Source organism: Asaia bogorensis NBRC 16594 (assembly GCF_001547995.1).
GTDB lineage: Bacteria > Pseudomonadota > Alphaproteobacteria > Acetobacterales > Acetobacteraceae > Asaia > Asaia bogorensis.
Genome location: NZ_AP014690.1, coordinates 2,902,501 through 2,921,807, shown reverse-complemented (window position 1 = coordinate 2,921,807; position 19,307 = coordinate 2,902,501). Strand labels below are relative to the sequence as shown.

Genomic DNA, 19,307 nt, shown 5'->3' with positions numbered 1-19,307 from the left:
GCCTGTTCCAGCACCATAACCGGCGCCTCCTGTTTCATCTCACGGCCGGGATGCCATTCAGACAGGCAGACCGTCGGGCCGGTAGCCCGCTAGCAGGGCGGTTTGATGGGCGGCGTTATTGAATGGCGCGATAACTGTCCCGCAGGCCACTCTGCAGGGGGGTGAGCGTACCGTCGTTGTTTTCGGGCAGCAGGCCAAGAAGCATCATGACCAGCGGATAGACATCGACATTGTTGATGGTAGGCAGGGTCTTGTGCGGAACGAAGGCCGGGCCTGCTGCGATGAAAGTGGCCAGCATGTCCGGGGCCTGGTTGTCGTAGCCGTGCCCGCCTTTCGAGATGTGATCATGGGCATCGCGGGCAAGCGTCCAGCCATTTTCAGCCAGGCAGAGCCAGGCAGGTACGCGTGGATTGGTGCCGTAATGCAGCCGGGGCGGGATCTGGGCCTTGGGCCAGCAGGTTACGTGCTCATGAGGCGCGGACAGGGCGCGGGCAAGCTCGCGTTCATGCCCCGGAACAGGATTGATGCCAGCATAAGGGCCTGCTGTGACTACGTTCATGGCCTGTGCCGGCGCAAGAGCGGCAAGGGAAATGACGCGTTGGGGGCTGAGCGCCGTCATGCCGTGATCGGAAACGATGATGAGATTGGCCTGGACGTGACGTTGTTTCAGGCCAGCGATCAGTACTCCGAGCGCGTCATCGACTTCATGAATGGCCTGTCTGGTTTCGGGCGCAAAGGGGCCATCCACATGGCCGTGATGATCGACCCCGTCGAAATAGAGCAAAGACAAGGCCGGGCGCTTTTCAGCCGGGCGGTCGAACCATGAAAGGACTGTCCCGACGCGCTCTGCCGGCGTGATCTTATGGTCGAAATGGTACCAGATTTCGGGGCGCGTGTTGAGAATGGGGACATCCGAACCCGGCCAGAAAACAGAGGCACTCATCAGACCATGCATCTGGGCGGTGACCCAGGCCGGTGTGCCGTTATTCCACCATCGTGGATCGTCGACGCCGGTATGATGCCCTACACTGAAGGTCTCGCCGGGGATATCCGGGTCCGTCATGGTGTTGCCAACCACGCCATGATGGTCCGGGCGCAATCCAGTGACCAGCGTATAGTGATTGGGGAAGGTGATGGACGGGAAGGAAGGGCGCATGGGCGCGAACACCCCCTCATCCGTCAGACTGTCCAGCACCGGCGTGTCGCCATGATGGAGATAATCGGGCCTGAAGCCGTCGATTGAGACCAGGATAACAGGTGGCAGGCCGCTCTGGGTGTCTGTCTTGGCAGGTGTGGCGGGAGCCTCGCAGCCAGCCAGACATAACAGAGCGGTGAGGAACAGGGATTTGCGCGCCATCCATGCAGACTGGCAGGATGGCGCTTGTTGATCAATCGTGATGATGCGGGCGACGCCCGATATCACGCTCCCGTCTCAGTTCTGCTTCAGGCGTTCCTTCCAGACAGAATGAATCTGCTTGCGGCTCAGCTTCTTGCCCTGGGGCTGTGACGCAGGGGAATTGGGCTGGACGGTTGCAGCGCCAGCGCCGGTCGTGCTCCCCGGCTTGATCCCGGCAGCCGGGTTGGCATTGGCCTGACCCAGTGCATCCTCACATGCGCTGCCCTTGCCGACACCGAACTGGATGGTGGGCAGGAGGGCAGCTGGTGGGAAGGCGATGGCCAGCCCAGCCGTGGCAGCAGCACGACCGATGATTTCAGCCCCCGGCATGATGGTCGGGCTCTTGATCGGGCCGCTGATATTCACGCGCCCGGGGAACGAGAGGATGTTGAACGAGGTCGAGCGGGTTGTGACGTGATAGTCTAGCGTCTCGTTGCGCAGATTGACGGTTCCGCCACCCAGCGTGCGGGTATTATTTGTCATGAGCAGCAGGGAGTTGGTGCTCAGGATACCCTGACGCAGCGGCATGTCCGCAATGAAGCATTTCAGGTCGGAGCGCTGGGGGATGCCGAGTGCCGAAAGAATAGCACTGCCCACCTTGAGCCCCATCAGGTCGGGCAGAAGCGCAGAGACATCACCACCATGATCGACCACCAGCGTGACGCCACCATCACCATGGCCGAGGAGGGAGGCAATGGAGTTGCCGGTTGCGGCGAGGGTAATATGGCCACCAAGCGTGCCCTCACCCTTGAAGGTTTCTGTAGCCTTCATCAAACGCTGGATCGACAGGCGTGATACGTCGACCTTGAAATGGGTCTTGAACTGGCCATTCGCGGCGGGATCGAGCGCACCGGACAGGCCCAATGTACCGTTGCCCACGGCGAAATTGAGCTTGTTGATCGTGATTGCACCGTCCTGCACGACGATATCGGCCAGGATGTTGTCGAGCGGCATATCCTTGTTTTCGATATGGTCGCCCTTATAGACGAGATGCGCATTGACCGAGTTCAGCTTCGGGACGTTGATGGGCGTCGAGGGAAGGATACGGTTGCTTGTCGCGGCCTTCTTGCTCTCTTCATGACCGGGCTTGGCTCCAATGAACCCGCCGAGATCCTTCAGATCCACATTATGCGAATGCAGGTTGGCATCGACCGTGATGGGCTTGGTCTGAGGATCAACAGCAATCGTGCCGCCGATATCCGATGAACCCATCTTGCCCGCGAAGTTGGTGAAGCGGATATGGGCTGCCGTGTAATCGAGATTACCCGAGATGCTGTAGGACGGCGTCTGTGGGATGGGAATTCCCGTCAGGGCGTAAAGCAGCGACATGTCAGGACCTGCGAAATGCAGGACGAGTTTCGTGCCCTTGAAATGCAGGGGGTCATCAACCGAGCCACGAAGCGTGACATAGGTGGGTCCGTTTTCCAGCCGGGCATCGATAGGATAGGGACGGGTGGAATTGGTGAGCGTCAGGAGCGAGCCACCCACAATATGGCCGGAGATCGGTGCCTGCGCATAGCGCCCCTTCAGATCGACGACGATGGTACCATCCTGATCGCCCTTGGCCGGCGTCGTATGAAGCAGGACATGCATATCCGTCTTCAGCTTGGCCATGGCGACGCGGATATCGCCATCGGTGATCGTCACCGTGCCGATTTTGGGCAAAGGGGTGGATTGCTGCGGCGATGCAGGCTGGGGCTTGGCGTTCGGATCGGTGAACGTATAGTTGTTGCGCCCGTTGGCCAGAGCGACGATATCGCCCTTGGGCGTGTCAAGCGCGATCAGAGGCACCTCGAGCCCTTTATGGGTAATGTAATGCCAGACATTGACGGCCACCGTCGCTTTTTTGGCGCTGGCGAACAGCTCTTGCTCTGATTCGAAACCTTCGGGCTGATGGATCTGAAGGTCATCGACCGCAACTGTTGTCGTCAGGCCAAGTCGGACATGCAGGTGGGCAATGGTGACGGGGCGGTGCAGGGCCGCACTGGCACGTCGGTTGACCAGGGGTACGAACCAGTCCCAGTTCCACAACAGAATGAGCAGCACGAGGATGACTGCAAGCGCGCCCGATATGATGGCAAGCGCTCTGCGCACAGGGCGTCGCCGTGGCGGGTTCGGGGGGTTTCCGGTTTCTGCCACGGTCTGTGCCTTTCTGCTGCCTCTGGACGCCAATGGGGACAGAGGAGAGCAAGGCGTATTGCAGGGGCCGTCTTTTCGGCACCCGCAATGAAACAACCCGTACGTCGCCCCTGTCCGGGGTGATCCGTTGATTACGAGATTGGCAGAAAGGAGTTCCTGAGAAGCCTTATGGCTGCTTTGTCAGGTAGCTGAAAAAACCGGCTGGTCGGTCGCCCGGGATTCGCGTTTCGGTCTCAGGCCTGGGCTAGCCACGGCGGAATCAGGCCGGGATAACGGGTCTGGAGCAGCCCCCGCTTGGAGGTGGGCAGGTGGGCAATGGCACAGGCTATGGCATCGGCCTGAGGCGCCCGCAGCAGATCGAGCCCGAGGCAGAAATCATGCAGCGTGTCGCCATAACTGCGCAGGGCAAGGAAGGGGCGGATGCGCGACAGGACGGATTGCGCGGGTGTCACGGGCTGGGGGGTGAGCCTGAGCGATGCCGTCGGCTCGAGCGCTATGGCGCCGGTTTCGTCACGCGAGAGCCATTGTGCACTGGCAGGGAGGAAGAGGGTCAGTGCCTGTGCGTCATCATCGCATGCGTCTGAATGGACGGGCACCCAGTGGGTGAGGAACGCACCCGGCGCGGTAGGGGCTGCGTCGATGGCGAAGGGCAGAAGAAGGAAGCCATTCGGCTGAGACAGATCGTCATCCTGACGAGCCTCGACATGCTCCATGACGAGCAGGACCTGCTGCCCTTCACTCGTGACATCACCAGCCGGAAGGAAGGTCAGGCGATGCGAGAGGGGATCATAGGCCAGTGTCTCACCGGCCGATGTGACGAGTGAGGCAAAACGCAAGGGACGTGGCGAGGTCATGCTCTTATGGCTGCGTATGCTCAGCGAGGTATCAGCCATGAAGCTCAGGCTGTTCTCCTGAATATCCTTGCGCATGCGCCAATAGAACGTATCGAGCATGACCCGCCCGAGACGGGCCGCGTATTCGCAGGTAGCCGCCAGGAAACGCCGGGGTTCGAGATCCTCGACCTCGTTGCGGTTGAAATGCGACCACAAATCGGGTGTTGCCTGACCTGAAGCGGGGAGTCGAGCAAGGCGGCTGGTGTAGTGTGTCAGATTGCGCGTCAGGTAATGCAGGATACGCGCACCCTGCCAGTTTACCGGGGCCTCGGGGTCGAACAGGGTGCCATCGGCTTGGTAATAACGCTCTGACGCAATAGCCCAGTGACAACCATCGATGAACTGCCCGGTGAAGCAGGCCGGGCGAATGAATGTCTTGCCTGGACGATGATCTGCGAATTCCAGCGGCGCACGTCGCGTATAGGCAGAGGTCGGCGACTCGGTCGGGCGGGTAATATGGCCGTTGGAGCCGAAAATGGACCAGTTGAGAAAGATGCCGTCGGCCTGATCGAAGCGGGACAGAAAGCTGCTCATATCGGGAGCGGATTCAGGATAGACGTATTCGTCGCTCTCGAGGCAGATCACCCAGTCGAACCGGTTCCGGCAGGACTCGATGGCAAGGCCGTAAGCATCGGATCGACGCTCGGCGTAAGAGGATTTGTCGTCAGGGCGAGTGCGCTGCGGCTCGACGGGCAAGATAGACGCTGCGCTCTGAATGACATCCCATGTGCCATCGGTGGAATGATCGTCAATCACGATCAGCGCATCGAAGCCGACGGCCAGATGATGGGCCATCCACCAGCCGATATCGTCAACATCATTCTTGACGAAAACGATCGCAGCAGTGGAGGCCATCGGGGAAATCCTTCTTTTCTTGTTATTCCTGCGGCAACCCTGGGAAGGGTCAGGGAAGTCTCAATCCATTTTCAGCGCGGCGAGGAAGGCGCTCTGCGGAATTTCCACCTTGCCGAACTGACGCATGCGCTTCTTGCCTTCCTTCTGCTTCTCCAGAAGCTTGCGCTTGCGCGAGATATCGCCGCCATAGCACTTGGCCGTCACGTCCTTGGACAAGGCACCCAGTGTCTCACGCGCGATGATGCGTGAGCCGATGGAGGCCTGAATGGCGATCTTGAAGAGCTGGCGGGGGATCAGATCCTTGAGCTTGCCGCAGATGGCGCGGCCACGCGTTTCAGCGACGCTGCGATGGGCAACGAAGGCGAGGGCATCGACGGGTTCCTGATTGACCAGAATGGAGATGCGCACAAGATCGCTCTCCTCATAGCCATCGATCTGATAGTCGAAGCTGGCATAGCCGCGCGTCAGTGACTTGAGGCGGTCATAGAAATCGAACACCACTTCGTTGAGCGGCAGGCGATAGACAGCCATGGCGCGGTTGCCGACATAGGTCAGATCCATCTGGATGCCGCGACGTTCGCTGCAGAGTGTGAGCACGCTGCCGAGATATTCGTCCTGCACCAGAATGGTGGCCTTGATCCACGGCTCCTCGATTTTCTCGATCTTGCCGGGGTCGGGCATGTCTGCCGGGTTGTGCAGATCTTCCTGCGTGCCGTTGGTCAGGTGCATCTTGTAGACGACGGACGGCGCGGTTGCGATCAGGTCCAGATTGAACTCGCGCGACAGGCGCTCCTGGATGATCTCCAGATGCAGCAGGCCGAGGAAGCCACAGCGGAAGCCGAAGCCAAGGGCCGCCGAAGTCTCTGCCTCGAAATGGAACGAGGCGTCGTTCAGGCGCAGCTTGGCGAGCGAATCGCGGAGCTTTTCGAAATCATCGGCGTCGATGGGGAAGAGACCGCACCACACCACAGGGATAGAGGGCTTGAACCCGGCCAGAGGCTTGTCGGCAGGGGTACGATCGAGGGTGACGGTATCACCCACCGCCACATCGGCCACCGTCTTGATGGCAGCATTGATATAGCCCATCTCGCCCGGGCCAAGGGTTTCGACTGCGGTCATCTTGGGCAGGAACACGCCTACCTGATCGACGTGATAGGTCGAGCCAGCCTGCATCATGCGGATCTTGTCGCCCCGCTTGAGCGTGCCTTCCATGATGCGCACGAGAATGATGACGCCGAGATACGGGTCATACCAGCTATCGACCAGCAGGGCCTGGAGCGGCTTGCTGGCATCGCCCTTCGGTGGGGGCAGACGTGTCACGAGGGCCTCAAGCACGCCTTCGATGTTGAGGCCGGTCTTGGCCGACACCTCGACAGCGTCATCGGCGGGGATGCCGACCACTTCCTCGATCTGGGCGCGCACGCGCTCGACATCGGCGGCAGGCAGATCGACCTTGTTCAGAACAGGGACGATCTCGTGATTGGCGTCGATCGCCTGATAGACATTGGCCAGTGTCTGGGCCTCGACGCCCTGCGAGGCATCGACCACCAGAATGGAGCCCTCGCAGGCGGCAAGGGAGCGGCTGACCTCATAGGCAAAATCGACATGGCCCGGCGTGTCCATGAGGTTCAGGATGTAGGTCTTGCCATCCTTGGCCGGGTAGGTCAGGCGCACGGTCTGCGCCTTGATGGTGATGCCGCGCTCTTGCTCGAGCTCCATATTGTCGAGCACCTGCTCCTTCATTTCTCGTGCCGTAAGCGCACCGCAGGCCTGGATCAGACGGTCAGCCAGCGTGGACTTGCCGTGATCGATATGGGCGATGATCGAGAAATTGCGGATCTGGGAGAGGGGCGTGCCGGTCATGGCGCGATACATAAGCGATTGCGCCGTTCTTGTCATTGGGGAGAAACCGCCGCCATACGATTTCTCCCTGACGTTTCATTGCCTGTTCAGGGCTGCTTTGAGGGCTTCAGCGATCGGTCAGACGGAATTCGATGCGGCGGTTACGGGTATAGGCGGCTGCCGTATTGCCTTGGTCGAGCGGCTGGTAATCCGAAAAGCCGGTCGCTGCGAGATGATGCGGGTCCACGCCCTCGCGGATGAGTACCTTGACCACGGTAATCGCACGTGCGCTCGACAGCTCCCAGTTGCTGGGGAAGGCGGTATGAATGGGCTGCTTGTCGGCATGGCCATCCACGCGCAGAATCCAGGGAATATCGGCCGGGATCTGGCTTGAGACCTGCTTGAAGGTATGGGCCAGCGCCGCAATTTCCTTTTCACCCTCTGGCGTCAGATCGGCGCTACCCTGAGGAAAGAGAATGGAGCTCTGGAAAACAAAGCGGTCACCAACAATCTCGACGCCTTTCTGGTTTTTCAGGATATCCTGAAGGCGACCGAAGAACTCCGAGCGGTAGCGCTTGAGCTGATTGACCTTGTCGGCCAGCGCCACGTTGAGCTTGTTGCCCAGATCCGTGATCTGCTGGTCGCGTGCCGTGACATCTTTTTTCGCGATATCGAGCGCCTGGCCGATGGCGAGTAATTGTTGGTTGAGCTGTTCGAGCTGTGATTTGAGTTCGGCAATAGTGGCCTGATCGGATTGCGTGGCCTGACCGGCAGCGGCGAGCGCCTGCTCCTTTTCAGCAATGGTGCCATTCAGCGTGGCAAGCTGCTGTGTGAGCACATCAGCCTGACGCTTGGCACTGTCGCGATCGGTCGTGAGGCTCGCCACCATCGAGCTGAGCTGCGTGTTCTTGGCCTCTGTCATCGACAATGTCTGCTGCAGGGCAGCGAGTTGCTGGCGCAGGGCATCGAGCGAGTGGGTGCGTTTGCTCAGGGCCACGGACAGGAATTGCTGGCCCAGCACAAAAACCAGCAAGACGAAGGTGACCACCATGAGCAGCGTGGAGAGGGCGTCCACATAGCCGGGCCAGGCATTGAGTTCTCCGCCGTGGGAGCTGCGTCTTGAGCGTCGTGCCATGAGTACCGCCTCGCCTTATTGCGCCGAAGGGGGAACGACCGTTGACCCGCCGGGGCTGGTGGCGGCGATGGTGCGCGCCAGAACGCGCAGATCATTGCGGATCTCGCCAGCCATCTGGGCACGGCCGCTGTGAAGCTCGTCGATCAGCCGTACGATATGGCCCTCGATTCGGCTGAACTGTTCGCGACTGTCCTTGGCGTCGTTGAAGGCGGCCGTGCCGGGTGTCGCGGCCTCGCCGACATGCTTGAGGAACGGTCCGAGGAGGGCCTGCCCCTCCGCCACACGGTTCATCATCTTCTGGTTCGACTGGAGCAGGTCCGTCATGGCCTTGAGGCGCTCCTGCAGCCCGTCCATGACCTGAAGTTGCTGCATGCGGCTCTCTTCGCTGCGCGAGACAACATTCTGCAGGGTTTCGAGATTCTCGGCGGTCTGTTCCAGCAGGGCCTGCACATAGGCGGGCACGGAGGCATCGCCCCCTTCGATCAGGGTGCCGCCCTGCTTGGTGATACCAACCAGCCATTCCTCGACTTCATTGAAAAACCGGTTCTGGGCCTGACCGGCATTGAGATCGAGGAAGCCCAGGATGAGCGCTCCGGCAAGACCGAACATCGAGCCCGAGAAGGCGGTGGACATGCCTTTGAGCGGTTCGGCGAGGCCGGTTTTGAGTTGGCCGAACATGGCGTCGAGATTGCCATCACCCACGCTCATGCTGCCAATCACCCCGGCAATGGAGCTGACCGTGAGCAGCAGGCCGTAAAACGTGCCGAGCAGGCCTAGATAGATGAGGAGGCTCGTCATGTAGCGCGAGATATCGCGGGATTCGTCAAGGCGGCCCGAAAGACTGTCGAGCGTGGCCTGAGCCGACTGGTGCGACAGGCTCAGCCGACCTGTCGCCGTGCGGGCCGCGAGATTACGTGCCAGCGCCCCAAGCAGGCGAGGGGGCTGGGGCTGGGCGAGGCCGGTGCGGTTCACACGCAGCTGATCGACCCACTTCACCTCGGGCATCAGACGCAGCACCGTGCGCAGATTCCACAGGATGCCAATGACCAGCACACCGAGAATCAGCCCATCCAGCGCCGGATTGGCAAAGAAGGCGGCATAGAGCGTCTTGCTGAGCAGGGCGGCTACGGCTGCGACGAGGACCAGAAAGATCCCCATGCGCAGGAGGTAAAGGGTGGGGCGGGTCATGGCGTGGGGGTCCTCGATGCGGTTCCGAACTGGGCTTCAGAAATCGGGGCCGGTACGGCACCCTCGGCGATGATGTCGAGACGGTCTGCCGGCGCCGTGCCGGGCTTAGCCAGACCGGTGGCACGCGGATAGATGCGCGTAGTAGCCACGCCTTCGCGTATCAGAATGGAGCGCACGACCAGTGCGCGGGCAAGCGCAATACGGCGCGGGGTGGAAAGATCCTCATTTGTGCCGCTGGCCGAGGCCCAGAGCGTGACACGCAGGCTGGGCTTGCCTGCCAGCACCCTGGCTTCATCGCGCACGGCATCGATCATGGCCTGACTCATGCCGCTGCTATTGGCATCGAACAGCACACGCAGGCCATTTGCCTGCTTCTCGACCTTGCCCTTCGATGCCGGGTCGGGCTTGACCTCTTCCGGCGGGACAGGGGGGTGGGTCGGTACGGTCACGCCGGGCGGCGGAATGACAACGGGGCGCGGGGGCTGGGCGGGAACGTCCGGTGGTGCGCCGACGCGCTGTGCTGCAGGGGCGCGGGGTGTCGCGGCCGGTGCACTCTTGCCGGGCAGATTGCTGTTGGGTGCCGGGCTGGTCGCAGAGGACGTGGCCGGATGGGACGGGGCAGATTTGCCTTTGGTGGCGGAGCTTGTATCCGCTTTATGCCCGCTCTTGTGGCCTGCCTTCTCGGTCTTGCCTGTGGAGGCTTTCTGAGGGTTCTTCTGCGATGCTGATTTCGCCGCAGGCCTGGCTGCGGGGATGGCATCATCATTGGAGGTGACCTGCGCCTGTACAGGCATCGCGGTCAGCAGGGCAGCCGGAAGACCGGCCGAAAACAGGAGGGAGAGGAGGATCGGCCGTTTCATGACCGGGTGATCCTAATCGCGCTCCCCCCGCGCTAGCAATGGGGAATGAGATCTCGTTGTCCCGATGGTTCCCACGCTATCCGGATTTATTTGCGGAATGACCGGTTTTCGTATCCTGCCCGCGCCGGAGCACGGGCAGGTTGGGATCTCAGGCCTTGCGGGTCAGGGCGTCGAGCACGATCTTGCGGATCGGTCCATGCAGGTGGCCGTTACCGGCGACCAGCGTCACGTCATTGTCGAGATCGGTGATTTCCAGACCCTCCGGATCGGTCACGTAGCCGCCAGCCTCGCGCACGATCAGCAGACCGGCCGCGCAATCCCAGGGCTTGAGGCCAATTTCCCAGAAGGCTTCATAACGACCGGCAGCAACCCAGGCGAGGTCGAGCGCTGCGGCGCCGAAGCGACGGAAACCTGCAACATGGGGCATAAGTGCCGCCAGTGTGCGACCGAACGGCAGACGGCGATCGGCCGGGGTCTTGGCGAAGGGGATGCCGGTAGCAATGAGCGATTCGGACAGGTCACGACGTGCCGAGACGCGAATACGGCGCTCGTTCAGGAAGGCGCCAATGCCCTTCTCTGCCCAGAACATCTCATTGGCGGCAGGATTATAGACCATGGCAGCGGCAATTTCAGTCGAGCCATCGGGGTGGCGACGCTGCAGGGCGATGGAAATGGCCCATTGCGGAATGCCATGCAGGAAGTTCGATGTGCCATCGAGCGGATCGACGATCCAGCGCCATGTCCAGTTCTCGCCGCCCGAATTGCCGCTCTCTTCCATCAGGAAGGCGTAGCCGGGGCGAGCGCGGGCGAGTTCCTCACGGATTGTCTGCTCGGCACGCAGATCGGCCTGCGAGACGAAGTCACCGGGGCCCTTGATGCTGACCTGAAGCTGCTCGACTTCGGCGAAATCGCGAAGGAGACGCTTGGCTGCTTTTTGCGCAGCATTCTGCATAACGGTCATATGCGGCGAGAGACGCATGGCAATAATCCTGATGAGAAACTGTGAAAGAGCAGGGTAGTCGTATTGAGGCCAAGCCGGCAGGCGGACTTGGCCTTGCGGGGGTGCAGCGTGGCTGCGCCCCCGTTTCAGAAGGTGATCAGGCCTTGGCGCGTTCGACGTAGGAGGCGTCGTCCGTGCGGACAACCACGCGCTCGCCGGCTTCGATGAAGGGCGGCACCATGGTCTTGACGCCATTGGACAGCATGGCGGGCTTGTAGGACGAGCTGGCCGTCTGGCCCTTGACCACAGGATCGGCCTCGGTGATTTCAAGCGTGACGTGCGGCGGCAGGGAAACGCCAACCGGGTCGCCTTCAACCAGCTTCACGTTCAGCTCCATGTTGTCCTGCAGGAAGGGCAGCTGGTCGCCGAAGATGTCCTTGTGCAGCATCACCTGCTCGAAGGTTTCCGGGTCCATCAGGACGATGTTGTCACCATCCGTGTAGGAATAGGTGTAGTCCTTGTCTTCCGTCATCAGGCGCTCGACGGTGTCGGCGGTGCGCCAGCGCTCATTGGTCTTGTTGCCTGTGTTCAGGTCGCGCATTTCGACCTGGATGAAGGCGCCACCCTTGCCCGGCGTGATGATCTGCTGCTTGAGAACCGTCCAGCGACGACCGTCATGCTCAATAACCTGTCCGGCGCGAATCAGGTTTGCCTGCTGCTTCATGGAAGAAAGATCCCGGGAATCGTGATGTGGATACGACGGGTCTGTGCCGCCGTGAAAGGCGGGGTTCTAACGAAGCGGGCGCTCAAGAGCAAGCAAGATGCATGGTCTGCCCTCCGGGATGCCACTCTGGAGGCGATGTGTGTGATCTGGTTGTGCATTTGCAAAGTGACAGCTAGAGCGCAGCCATGCGGTTTCGATCTTCTTGCGTGTTTGCCCTCTCCGGGCTGGGTCTTGTTTTCTGGGGCGGCTCCGGCGCCCCGGGCTTTGCGGGCCTGTCGCGCGCCTACGCCGAGGCTTCGATTTCGGCTGAACAGATGCCCGGCACGGTTGCGTGTGCGGCGGATTTCTCCGGTGGAATTGCGCCGACCCTGACGGCACCCGCACCCACAACGCGCAATACGTTTCTGTGCAATACGGATTTCGCTGTTCTCCTGTCCGGGGTCACGCATGAGCCTGTCTGGGTGGCAGAGCATCTTACGCGTGATGAGATACGCCACGCCCAGCATCAATTGCGCGAGGGCAAGTTCCACGAGGAAACACGCCAGCCGGAGGCGGACAGGGCCCGTCTGGTCGATTACCAGCGGTCCGGGTTCGACCGCGGGCACATGATGCCGAGCGGTGATGCCCCCAGCCGGGCGTCACAGCAGGAGACATTCTCGCTTGCGAACATGGTGCCGCAGACACCTGACCTCAATCGCGGCCTCTGGGCCGGGGTCGAGAAGAAGGTGCGCGAGCTCGTGCTTTCAGAGGGCGAGGCCTATGTCGTGACGGGGCCAGCCTATCGTACGCAGACCCCTGCCCATATCGGACCCGGTGAACTGCCTGTTCCAACCTCGACATGGAAGGCGGTCTATCTGCCGTCCCGTCAGGCGGTGACGGTTTATGTGTGCAAGAACACTCTCTCGCCATCCTGCACGCAGGTTCCTGTTGCGACGCTGGTCAGGGTGACAGGGGTTGACCCGTTTCCGACCCTGCCAGCCTCGATGCGTGAAACGATCACCCGCATGGCCGATCCCGAGACGCAGCCCTATCGTGTCTCTCCTGCACTTCGCCGTTTGACGATGCGGGTGCTCAAGGGGCTGATAGGCGAGATGTTCTCCGGTTCATCCCCGCTCTGACGGGATGGCGGGCAGAGTGTGCGTGTTGCCCGCCGGGTCCTGCACGGCGCCGGGCTGCGTCTTGGGGTGATAGTAATCCGGCCCCAGCGGCACCTTGCCCGCACCGCCCGGGATATCGAGCACGTAGGTTGGCCAGGCAAGGCCTGTCACACGGCCGCGCAGGCGGGCCAGCAGGGCACGTCCCTCATTAATCGGCACATGAAAATGCGATGTGCCGGGGGCGGGGTCGAGCTGATGCAGGTAATAGGGCTTGATGCGGGCGGTAACGAACGCACGAAGCAGGGCCTCCAGCGCTTCCTCGGTGTCATTGACACCGCGTAGCAGGACCGACTGGCTGAGCACCGGTATGGCGCGACTCTGGATCTGCCTTATGGCGGCGCGAGCCTGACCCGTCATTTCGCTTGCATGGTTGGCATGGAGCACGATCCACAGGGCGCGGTCGGTTTCGAGAGCATCCAGCATGGCCGATGTAATTCGTGCGGGGTCGGCCACAGGCACACGGCTATGAATGCGGATGGTCTGGATATGGGGCATGGCCGACAGCGCCTCGATGATATGGCGCAGTCGACGTGGGCTCAGCATGAGCGGGTCTCCACCCGTCAGGATGATCTCGCTGATGGCGGGGTGATCGGCAATCCAGTCCAGTGCCGTGTTCAGGGCCTCGTCTGAGAGGAGTCCACCGTCCGGCCCCACATGCTCGCGCCTGAAGCAGAACCGGCAATAAAGCGGGCAGACCAGCAAAGGCTTGAGCAGCGCGCGATCGGCATAGCGATGAACGATACCTGGTACGGGAGAAAGGGCGTCATCGCCAATCGGGTCATGCAATTCCCACGGGGCGGTCTGAAGTTCGGCAGGGGTCGGGACAACCTGCCGCCCGATCGGATCGTCCGGATGGTTGATCAGGTCCAGAAAGGCCGGCGGGATGGCTGTGGCGAACTGGCTGGAGAGAGCCTCGAGCGCCGAAGCTTGATCCGGCGGAACGAGTCCAACCGCAATCAGCTGCGATGGCGTGCGCACGACAGGGCGTGGCCCAGCGTGGCGCGGTTCGGCGGGGGGATTGACCTTTTCTGGCATCAGGGGGCTGTACTTCAGGCACAACTGTTTTCGCAACCGGAGAGCGCATATCATGGCGGGACGAAACGCAATTTCAGACAGGCTGCCGCTCTTGCAGCGTCGTGCCCTGCTGCAACGTGGCGTGCGTGCCTTTTTCGACGCCCGCAATTATCTGGAGGTGGAGACGCCATGCGCGGTGTCTGTACCGGGTGAGGAGGTACATCTGCGCTGCTTCCGGACCGAGCTCGAGCGACCCGATGGCACGAGAGAGCCGCGCTACCTGCACACCAGTCCCGAATTTGCGATGAAGCGCATTGTGGCGGCTACCGGGCTCGCGGTTTTTCAGCTCGCGCGTGTCTGGCGCAATGGCGAGCAAAGTGCCTTGCATGCGCCTGAATTCACCATGCTGGAATGGTATAGGCCCGGGGCGGGGCTCAGCGCCCTGATGGATGAAACTGAGGCGCTGTTGCAGCATTTATTGCCGCCCACCCTGACCTGCGGCGATACCACGCTCAAGATTGACGCGCCTTTCGAACGACTGACGATGGCCGAGGCGTTCAGGCGCTATGTCGGTGTCGATCTGCTGGGTATTGGCAACGACGCCGCCCGTCTGGCGCAGGAGGCCGGCACGGTTTTGCGCGTCGGCGAGACATGGGAGGATCTTTTCTTCCGGTTGCTGCTGGAGCGTATAGAGCCGTATATCGGGCGTGATCGCCCGACTTTCCTGACGCATTGGCCTGCGGCGCAGGCAGCGCTTTCGCGACGTGACCCCGAGGATCCGCGCGTGGCGCTGCGTTTTGAGCTATACGCCGCAGGAATCGAGTTGGCCAATGCCTTCGAGGAACTGACCGATCCGGTGGAACAGCGAGCGCGCTTTGTGGCGGATAGGGAGCGGCGGATTGCTCTGACGCCGGATCAGGACTGGCCGCTCGACGAGGCTTTTCTGGCTGATCTGGCGGATCTTCCGCCGTGCAGTGGGATTGCGTTGGGGTTTGACCGGCTTGTGATGCTGGCAACCGGCGCGCCGCGCTTGTGTGACATTGTGTGGTTTTCTTAAACCTTATGATAGCAATGCACCTTTTTGAGGGGCAAAATCGTTCTCATGGCCTACAGTGGCGCCAGCTTCGAACTGATCCGGCAGGCGGCTTCAGCTTCGGAAAGGGTATCAGGATGATGAAGAAAACAGTTTTTCTGTCGTTTGCTGCGCTGCTGACCCTGTCGGCATGCGATGTTCCGACCGTTCAGCAACGCAAGGTGCTGGATTCCATGATCGGCAAGAGCGATGTGGATGTGTTGCGGACTTTCGGCGTGCCCACGCGCACCTATCAGGCCAGCGGTCATGACTTCCTCGCCTATATCGACAACGAGACCAACTACTCACCGGGCACTGGTGGCTGGGGTTGGGGCTGGCGGCCCGTGGGGCGGCTATGGCGGCTGGGGCGGCGGCTGGGGTGGTTATGGCGGCTTTGGCGGTGGCTTTGGCGGCTTCCCGCCCAGCTATTACAATACGACCTGTCAGACGACTTTCGAGCTAACCAATAGTCGTGTGGTCGGCTGGACCATGCGTGGAGATGGATGCTGAACCTTATGTTGCCGACTAGAACAAGAACAATAAGAACACGAGTGTTAGGCGGGGCAGTGGTGGCTCTTGCTCTGGCCGGGTGCGAGAGCAGGGCTGCCCAGGACCCTCTGTATATCAAGGGTTCACTCTCCGCTGTGCAGATGCCGGCTGTGAGCAGCAGTCACATGTACCACGCCTCGACCAAGAGCGAGACGTCGAGCCCGGTTGCCTATCAGGAACCCCCGACTTTCTCGTTCAGCGACAGGCCGCTGCTGGACAACATATCGGCGTCTCTGGAACTGGGTGATTATCGCAAGGCCCTGCGTCAATCGGCCATGTTCGCCCGATTGGGCCGGAACGGTCCCTTTACGGTGTTCGCCATCCCCAACGAGCCCTTTGAACGTTATGCAGCGCAGGTGCCGGGTGGGTTGATGAACCCGCAAAACGCGACGACCCTGCGACAGATACTTGGTTACACGATCGTACGGGGCAACTGGTCACCAGCCAAACTGAATGCCACGATGACACGTCTGAAGAGTGACCGCATCGCGCTGAAGACACTTGGCGGAGATGCGCTCACCGTGCAGCGCGACGTGTCGAGCGGGCAATTCACGCTGGTGAATATGACCGGTCGTGTCGCTAGAATCTGGCTTAATGGCGCCCCGCAATCCAACGGGACGCTTTATATCACCCAGGATATTCTTCCGCCGCGCGGCTGACGATATCGCTCAGTCTTGCCCCGGCTTCGTCGGCATCGACGAAGCTGAGGGGGACGGCGAGAAAATCGACATTGGCCTTGAACATGGCGATTGCCTGTTCCTTTGTCTCAATGTCCTCGGCGATGACCGGCAATTCCATCATCTGTGACCACCATGCGGCCAGATCAGGCGCATTGGGGGCTATGGCGATATAGTCAGCGCCCAGTTCGCCTGCGCTCATGGCCTCGTCACGGCTTGTGCCACAATAGACGCCAAGTTGCAGGTCGCGCCCCAGCTCTTCACGGGCAGTCAGGCATTGGGCCGGGCTGCTGGTGAGGTGCACGCCGTCGCAACCCAGCTCATGCGCCAGAGCCGGAAGGTCGGTCAGGATCAGGGCCGTGCCGCTGGCCTGCACGGTCTCGCGAATGGCATGCACACAGCTTCTGGCACGGGTCTCATCGGTTGTGGAAAGACGCAGGGCAGCGGGGGTCCAGCGTTCGAGCACTTTCGCTAGATCGGCCAGCTCACGTGACGGGTCGAAATCCGGCATTGTGACCAGATAGAGTTCGCAAGGCAGCATGGTGGCAATCCGTCCGATAGGGCGCTCAGGACTCTGGCGCGAGATATTGGTGAAGCTGTCCAATCCGGTAAGCGTTATAAGGCGGCCTGCCAAGAGCGAGTGCAGCGGGGCGTGTTGTCAAAAGATGGCCACCGCACTGCCGTGCAATATCGCGCACGGTCTCGATAGAGGGGGCATCTGCCGTGCATATCACCCATTTCTGACCCTCCCGCAGGGCGCAGGCTGCGAGTGAGGCGGCGTAACCAGCATCGAAAATCGTGGGTACGGTAAGGCCTTCGGTCAGGGCGCACCACCACGGAAACCCCATGATGGGCCCAAGCCCCTCACCGGATATGACTGCATAGGGAACGCTGAAACCCGACTGGCTAAGCAGCGGGAGGAGCGAGTCATCCGAGAGAGCGACAATCCTACGGGGAAGGTGTTGCACCGGCTTCATGCTTGACCTTGTGACATTATGAGAGCTTCTCTAGCACAAGCGGAAACCCGGTGTGGATGATGAGGCCATTTTGACGGATCAGACCGATAGCGCCACAGGACAGGCTAGACCTGAGGACCGGATCGAGCAGGCGCTTGATCGCATCGCCTATGCTCTGCATCATCCGCAGGCGAACGCGCCCGAGCCCATGGACTGGCAGCCTCTTGCGGCCAATATCGAAGCGCTTCGGCTGCGGGTGCGGGACATGATCGAGTATCTGGCTGATGAGGAGGCTGTCTGATCATGGCGCAGGTTTCCATTCGACTTAACGGCTATTCCTATACAATTGGCTGCAAGGATGGCGAGGAGCGCTATCTTCAGGATCTGGCCCGGCAGGTTGAGCGGCGTATCGATCGTGTGCGCGGGCTTGGCACGCAGGGTGGCGAGTCATGGACGCTTGTCATGGCGGCGTTGTTCATGGCGGATGAACTGCATGACTTGGCCAAGGAAATTCTGCCAACCACCACGAATGAGCGCGTCCAGCGCGCCGAGCGCATCATCGCCGAGAATGAATCGCGCGAGCAGAAGCTTAATTTGCTGGCGGAGCGGGCTGAAGGCATTGCAGCCGAGCTGGAGAGTACCTAGTTAGTGTCGGGTGGGACTGCCCGGTACGTCAGGCAACTCAACCCCTGGGCCGATAAGCACTTCCTTAGGGAGCTGGCTCTGTCGTGATCGTGGTCATGATATCTGGCGCCCACCTGCGTGAGCAGGTCCGGGAGGGCTGAAAGACCGACGGCCATGGTGGTTCCACACATGAATATCGATTGGGAAAAGCAGGATCTGCGCCGCATCATGCGGCAGCGCCGGATCGAACGCCCCATCTCCCCCGCTGAAAACACGGCCCTTAACGAGCATCTCGCCATGCAGATTCTGGCTGAGCCAGATCTGGGCCAGATCGGTTGCGTCTGGCCCCTCCCTGGTGAGGCGGACCTGCGCGCTTTGTGTCATCTGCTCTTCAACGCCGGGCGGCATGTGCTGCTGCCTGAGACAACGCCCAAGGGAGAGCCTCTGCTGTTTCGACGGTGGAGGCCGGATTGCGAGATGGTGGCGGGGCGCTTTGGAACACACCATCCCGATGGCGATTACGATCGCCCTGATCTCGTGCTGGTGCCGCTGCTGGCGTTTGATCGGACATTCAATCGGCTTGGTTATGGAGGCGGATATTACGACCGTACTCTCGACGCGCTGAAATGCAGGGCGTTCGGCTTTGCGCTTTCATGGCAGGAAGTGGCTTCGGTGCCCGTGGGTGTGCATGACGAGCCCCTCGACCGGATCGTGACGGAGCGGGAAATTATCAGACAACAGGCCGGGGAAGGCAGAGCAGGGTGAGACTACTTTTTCTTGGGGATATTGTGGGGCGTTCGGGCCGTGAGGCGGTCATGGCGTGTCTGCCGGCGTGGCGTGAAACCCTGAAGCTCGACGTCGTGGTGGTGAATGGCGAAAACGCTTCACATGGCTTTGGGCTCTCCTCTGCCATAGCCACCGATCTGTTCAAGGCCGGGGTCGATGTGATCACGCTGGGAAACCATGCCTGGGACAAGAAGGAGCTGCTGCGCGAGATCGACTCGGAGCCGCGTATTATTCGGCCGCTGAACTTTCCGCCGGGCACCCCGGGGCAGGGGTCCTTCGTGATAGTGCTCCCCAACGGGCGTAAGGTGCTCGTGATCAATGTCATGGGGCGTCTTTTCATGGACCCCCTCGATGATCCCTTCCGGGCCGTCACGGAGTGCCTGTCGCGTCACAAGCTTGGCATGACCGCCCATGCCATCATCGTGGATCTGCATGCCGAGACAGGAAGCGAGAAAATGGCATTTGGTCATTATCTCGATGGCAAGGTCTCGCTTGTGGTG

Annotated in this window: 19 protein-coding genes, 1 other RNA gene and 1 pseudogene (1 of these 21 running past the window's edge); 9 read left to right on the top strand and 12 right to left on the bottom strand. The window is 61.0% G+C overall.

Going from position 1 to position 19,307, the window contains the following annotated elements:
• Positions 1 to 115: 115 nt before the first annotated feature.
• The 9 genes from Asbog_RS12830 to efp form a co-directional block, all read right to left on the bottom strand.
• The gene (locus tag Asbog_RS12830; RefSeq protein WP_062166007.1) at positions 116 to 1,357 is read right to left on the bottom strand and encodes an alkaline phosphatase family protein; all 1,242 of its coding nucleotides are present in this window, start codon (positions 1,355 to 1,357) and stop codon (positions 116 to 118) included.
• A gap of 75 nt (positions 1,358 to 1,432) precedes the next feature.
• Positions 1,433 to 3,490 carry an AsmA family protein gene (locus tag Asbog_RS12825; RefSeq protein WP_231944586.1) on the bottom strand — a complete coding sequence of 686 codons (2,058 nt, stop codon included), beginning with the start codon at positions 3,488 to 3,490 and terminating at the stop codon, positions 1,433 to 1,435.
• Positions 3,491 to 3,768: 278 nt separating this feature from the next.
• Positions 3,769 to 5,283, bottom strand: coding sequence for a glycosyltransferase family 2 protein (locus Asbog_RS12820; protein ID WP_062165423.1), 1,515 nt, complete (start codon positions 5,281 to 5,283; stop codon positions 3,769 to 3,771).
• Between the two features lie 60 nt (positions 5,284 to 5,343).
• On the bottom strand, positions 5,344 to 7,146 hold the full coding sequence (lepA, locus tag Asbog_RS12815; RefSeq protein ID WP_023979824.1) for a translation elongation factor 4: 1,803 nt from the start codon (positions 7,144 to 7,146) through the stop codon (positions 5,344 to 5,346).
• Between the two features lie 106 nt (positions 7,147 to 7,252).
• Positions 7,253 to 8,260 (bottom strand): peptidoglycan -binding protein, encoded by a 1,008-nt coding sequence (locus Asbog_RS12810; RefSeq protein ID WP_062165422.1) that lies wholly within the window; start codon positions 8,258 to 8,260, stop codon positions 7,253 to 7,255.
• 15 nt (positions 8,261 to 8,275) lie between these two features.
• Positions 8,276 to 9,448, bottom strand: a complete 1,173-nt coding sequence (locus Asbog_RS12805; protein ID WP_062165421.1) for a DNA recombination RmuC family protein — start codon at positions 9,446 to 9,448, stop codon at positions 8,276 to 8,278.
• Positions 9,445 to 10,308, bottom strand: coding sequence for an OmpA family protein (locus Asbog_RS12800; protein ID WP_062165420.1), 864 nt, complete (start codon positions 10,306 to 10,308; stop codon positions 9,445 to 9,447). Before Asbog_RS12800 ends, Asbog_RS12805 begins: the two co-directional genes overlap by 4 nt.
• Positions 10,309 to 10,456: 148 nt before the next feature.
• Positions 10,457 to 11,287 carry an inositol monophosphatase family protein gene (locus tag Asbog_RS12795; RefSeq protein ID WP_023979274.1) on the bottom strand — a complete coding sequence of 277 codons (831 nt, stop codon included), beginning with the start codon at positions 11,285 to 11,287 and terminating at the stop codon, positions 10,457 to 10,459.
• A gap of 118 nt (positions 11,288 to 11,405) precedes the next feature.
• The gene (gene efp / locus Asbog_RS12790; RefSeq protein WP_023979275.1) at positions 11,406 to 11,972 is read right to left on the bottom strand and encodes an elongation factor P; all 567 of its coding nucleotides are present in this window, start codon (positions 11,970 to 11,972) and stop codon (positions 11,406 to 11,408) included.
• Between the two features lie 185 nt (positions 11,973 to 12,157).
• On the opposite strand from efp, the gene Asbog_RS12785 reads away from it, so the two are divergent.
• Positions 12,158 to 13,090 (top strand): DNA/RNA non-specific endonuclease, encoded by a 933-nt coding sequence (locus Asbog_RS12785; protein ID WP_083510879.1) that lies wholly within the window; start codon positions 12,158 to 12,160, stop codon positions 13,088 to 13,090.
• Here Asbog_RS12785 and Asbog_RS12780 read toward each other — a convergent pair.
• Complete coding sequence (locus tag Asbog_RS12780) at positions 13,076 to 14,164, bottom strand: lysine-2,3-aminomutase-like protein (RefSeq protein ID WP_062165418.1); 1,089 nt, start codon at positions 14,162 to 14,164, stop codon at positions 13,076 to 13,078. The two genes, Asbog_RS12785 and Asbog_RS12780, sit on opposite strands and share 15 nt — an antisense overlap.
• A 52-nt stretch (positions 14,165 to 14,216) precedes the next feature.
• On the opposite strand from Asbog_RS12780, the gene epmA reads away from it, so the two are divergent.
• The 3 genes and pseudogenes from epmA to Asbog_RS12765 all read left to right on the top strand — a co-directional run bounded on the left by epmA (position 14,217) and on the right by Asbog_RS12765 (position 16,423).
• Positions 14,217 to 15,200, top strand: coding sequence for an EF-P lysine aminoacylase EpmA (epmA, locus tag Asbog_RS12775; protein ID WP_062165417.1), 984 nt, complete (start codon positions 14,217 to 14,219; stop codon positions 15,198 to 15,200).
• Positions 15,201 to 15,313: 113 nt separating this feature from the next.
• Positions 15,314 to 15,725 (top strand): annotated as a pseudogene (locus tag Asbog_RS12770) (hypothetical protein).
• Between the two features lie 149 nt (positions 15,726 to 15,874).
• Complete coding sequence (locus Asbog_RS12765; protein ID WP_171840705.1) at positions 15,875 to 16,423, top strand: fasciclin domain-containing protein; 549 nt, start codon at positions 15,875 to 15,877, stop codon at positions 16,421 to 16,423.
• Here Asbog_RS12765 and Asbog_RS12760 read toward each other — a convergent pair.
• Both Asbog_RS12760 and Asbog_RS12755 read right to left on the bottom strand, forming a co-directional pair.
• Complete coding sequence (locus tag Asbog_RS12760) at positions 16,392 to 16,982, bottom strand: thiamine phosphate synthase (protein ID WP_023979297.1); 591 nt, start codon at positions 16,980 to 16,982, stop codon at positions 16,392 to 16,394. The two genes, Asbog_RS12765 and Asbog_RS12760, sit on opposite strands and share 32 nt — an antisense overlap.
• 25 nt (positions 16,983 to 17,007) lie before the next feature.
• On the bottom strand, positions 17,008 to 17,409 hold the full coding sequence (locus Asbog_RS12755) for a hypothetical protein (RefSeq protein WP_146926693.1): 402 nt from the start codon (positions 17,407 to 17,409) through the stop codon (positions 17,008 to 17,010).
• A gap of 79 nt (positions 17,410 to 17,488) precedes the next feature.
• Here Asbog_RS12755 and Asbog_RS12750 point away from each other — a divergent pair, with 79 nt between their 5' ends.
• The 5 genes from Asbog_RS12750 to Asbog_RS12730 all read left to right on the top strand — a co-directional run.
• Positions 17,489 to 17,698: a hypothetical protein gene (locus tag Asbog_RS12750; protein WP_231944585.1), complete on the top strand. Its 210-nt coding sequence runs from the start codon at positions 17,489 to 17,491 to the stop codon at positions 17,696 to 17,698.
• Between the two features lie 2 nt (positions 17,699 to 17,700).
• On the top strand, positions 17,701 to 18,042 hold the full coding sequence (locus tag Asbog_RS12745) for a cell division protein ZapA (RefSeq protein ID WP_062165413.1): 342 nt from the start codon (positions 17,701 to 17,703) through the stop codon (positions 18,040 to 18,042).
• A gap of 10 nt (positions 18,043 to 18,052) precedes the next feature.
• Positions 18,053 to 18,209, top strand: a non-coding RNA gene (ssrS, locus tag Asbog_RS12740) — 6S RNA.
• Positions 18,196 to 18,786, top strand: a complete 591-nt coding sequence (locus Asbog_RS12735) for a 5-formyltetrahydrofolate cyclo-ligase (RefSeq protein ID WP_062165412.1) — start codon at positions 18,196 to 18,198, stop codon at positions 18,784 to 18,786. Before ssrS ends, Asbog_RS12735 begins: the two co-directional genes overlap by 14 nt.
• On the top strand, positions 18,783 to 19,307 hold the 5' portion of the coding sequence (locus tag Asbog_RS12730) for a TIGR00282 family metallophosphoesterase (protein WP_062165411.1). It continues 291 nt past the right edge of the window; 525 of the gene's 816 nt are visible here — the first part of the coding sequence; it begins with the start codon at positions 18,783 to 18,785; the stop codon falls past the right edge of the window. Before Asbog_RS12735 ends, Asbog_RS12730 begins: the two co-directional genes overlap by 4 nt.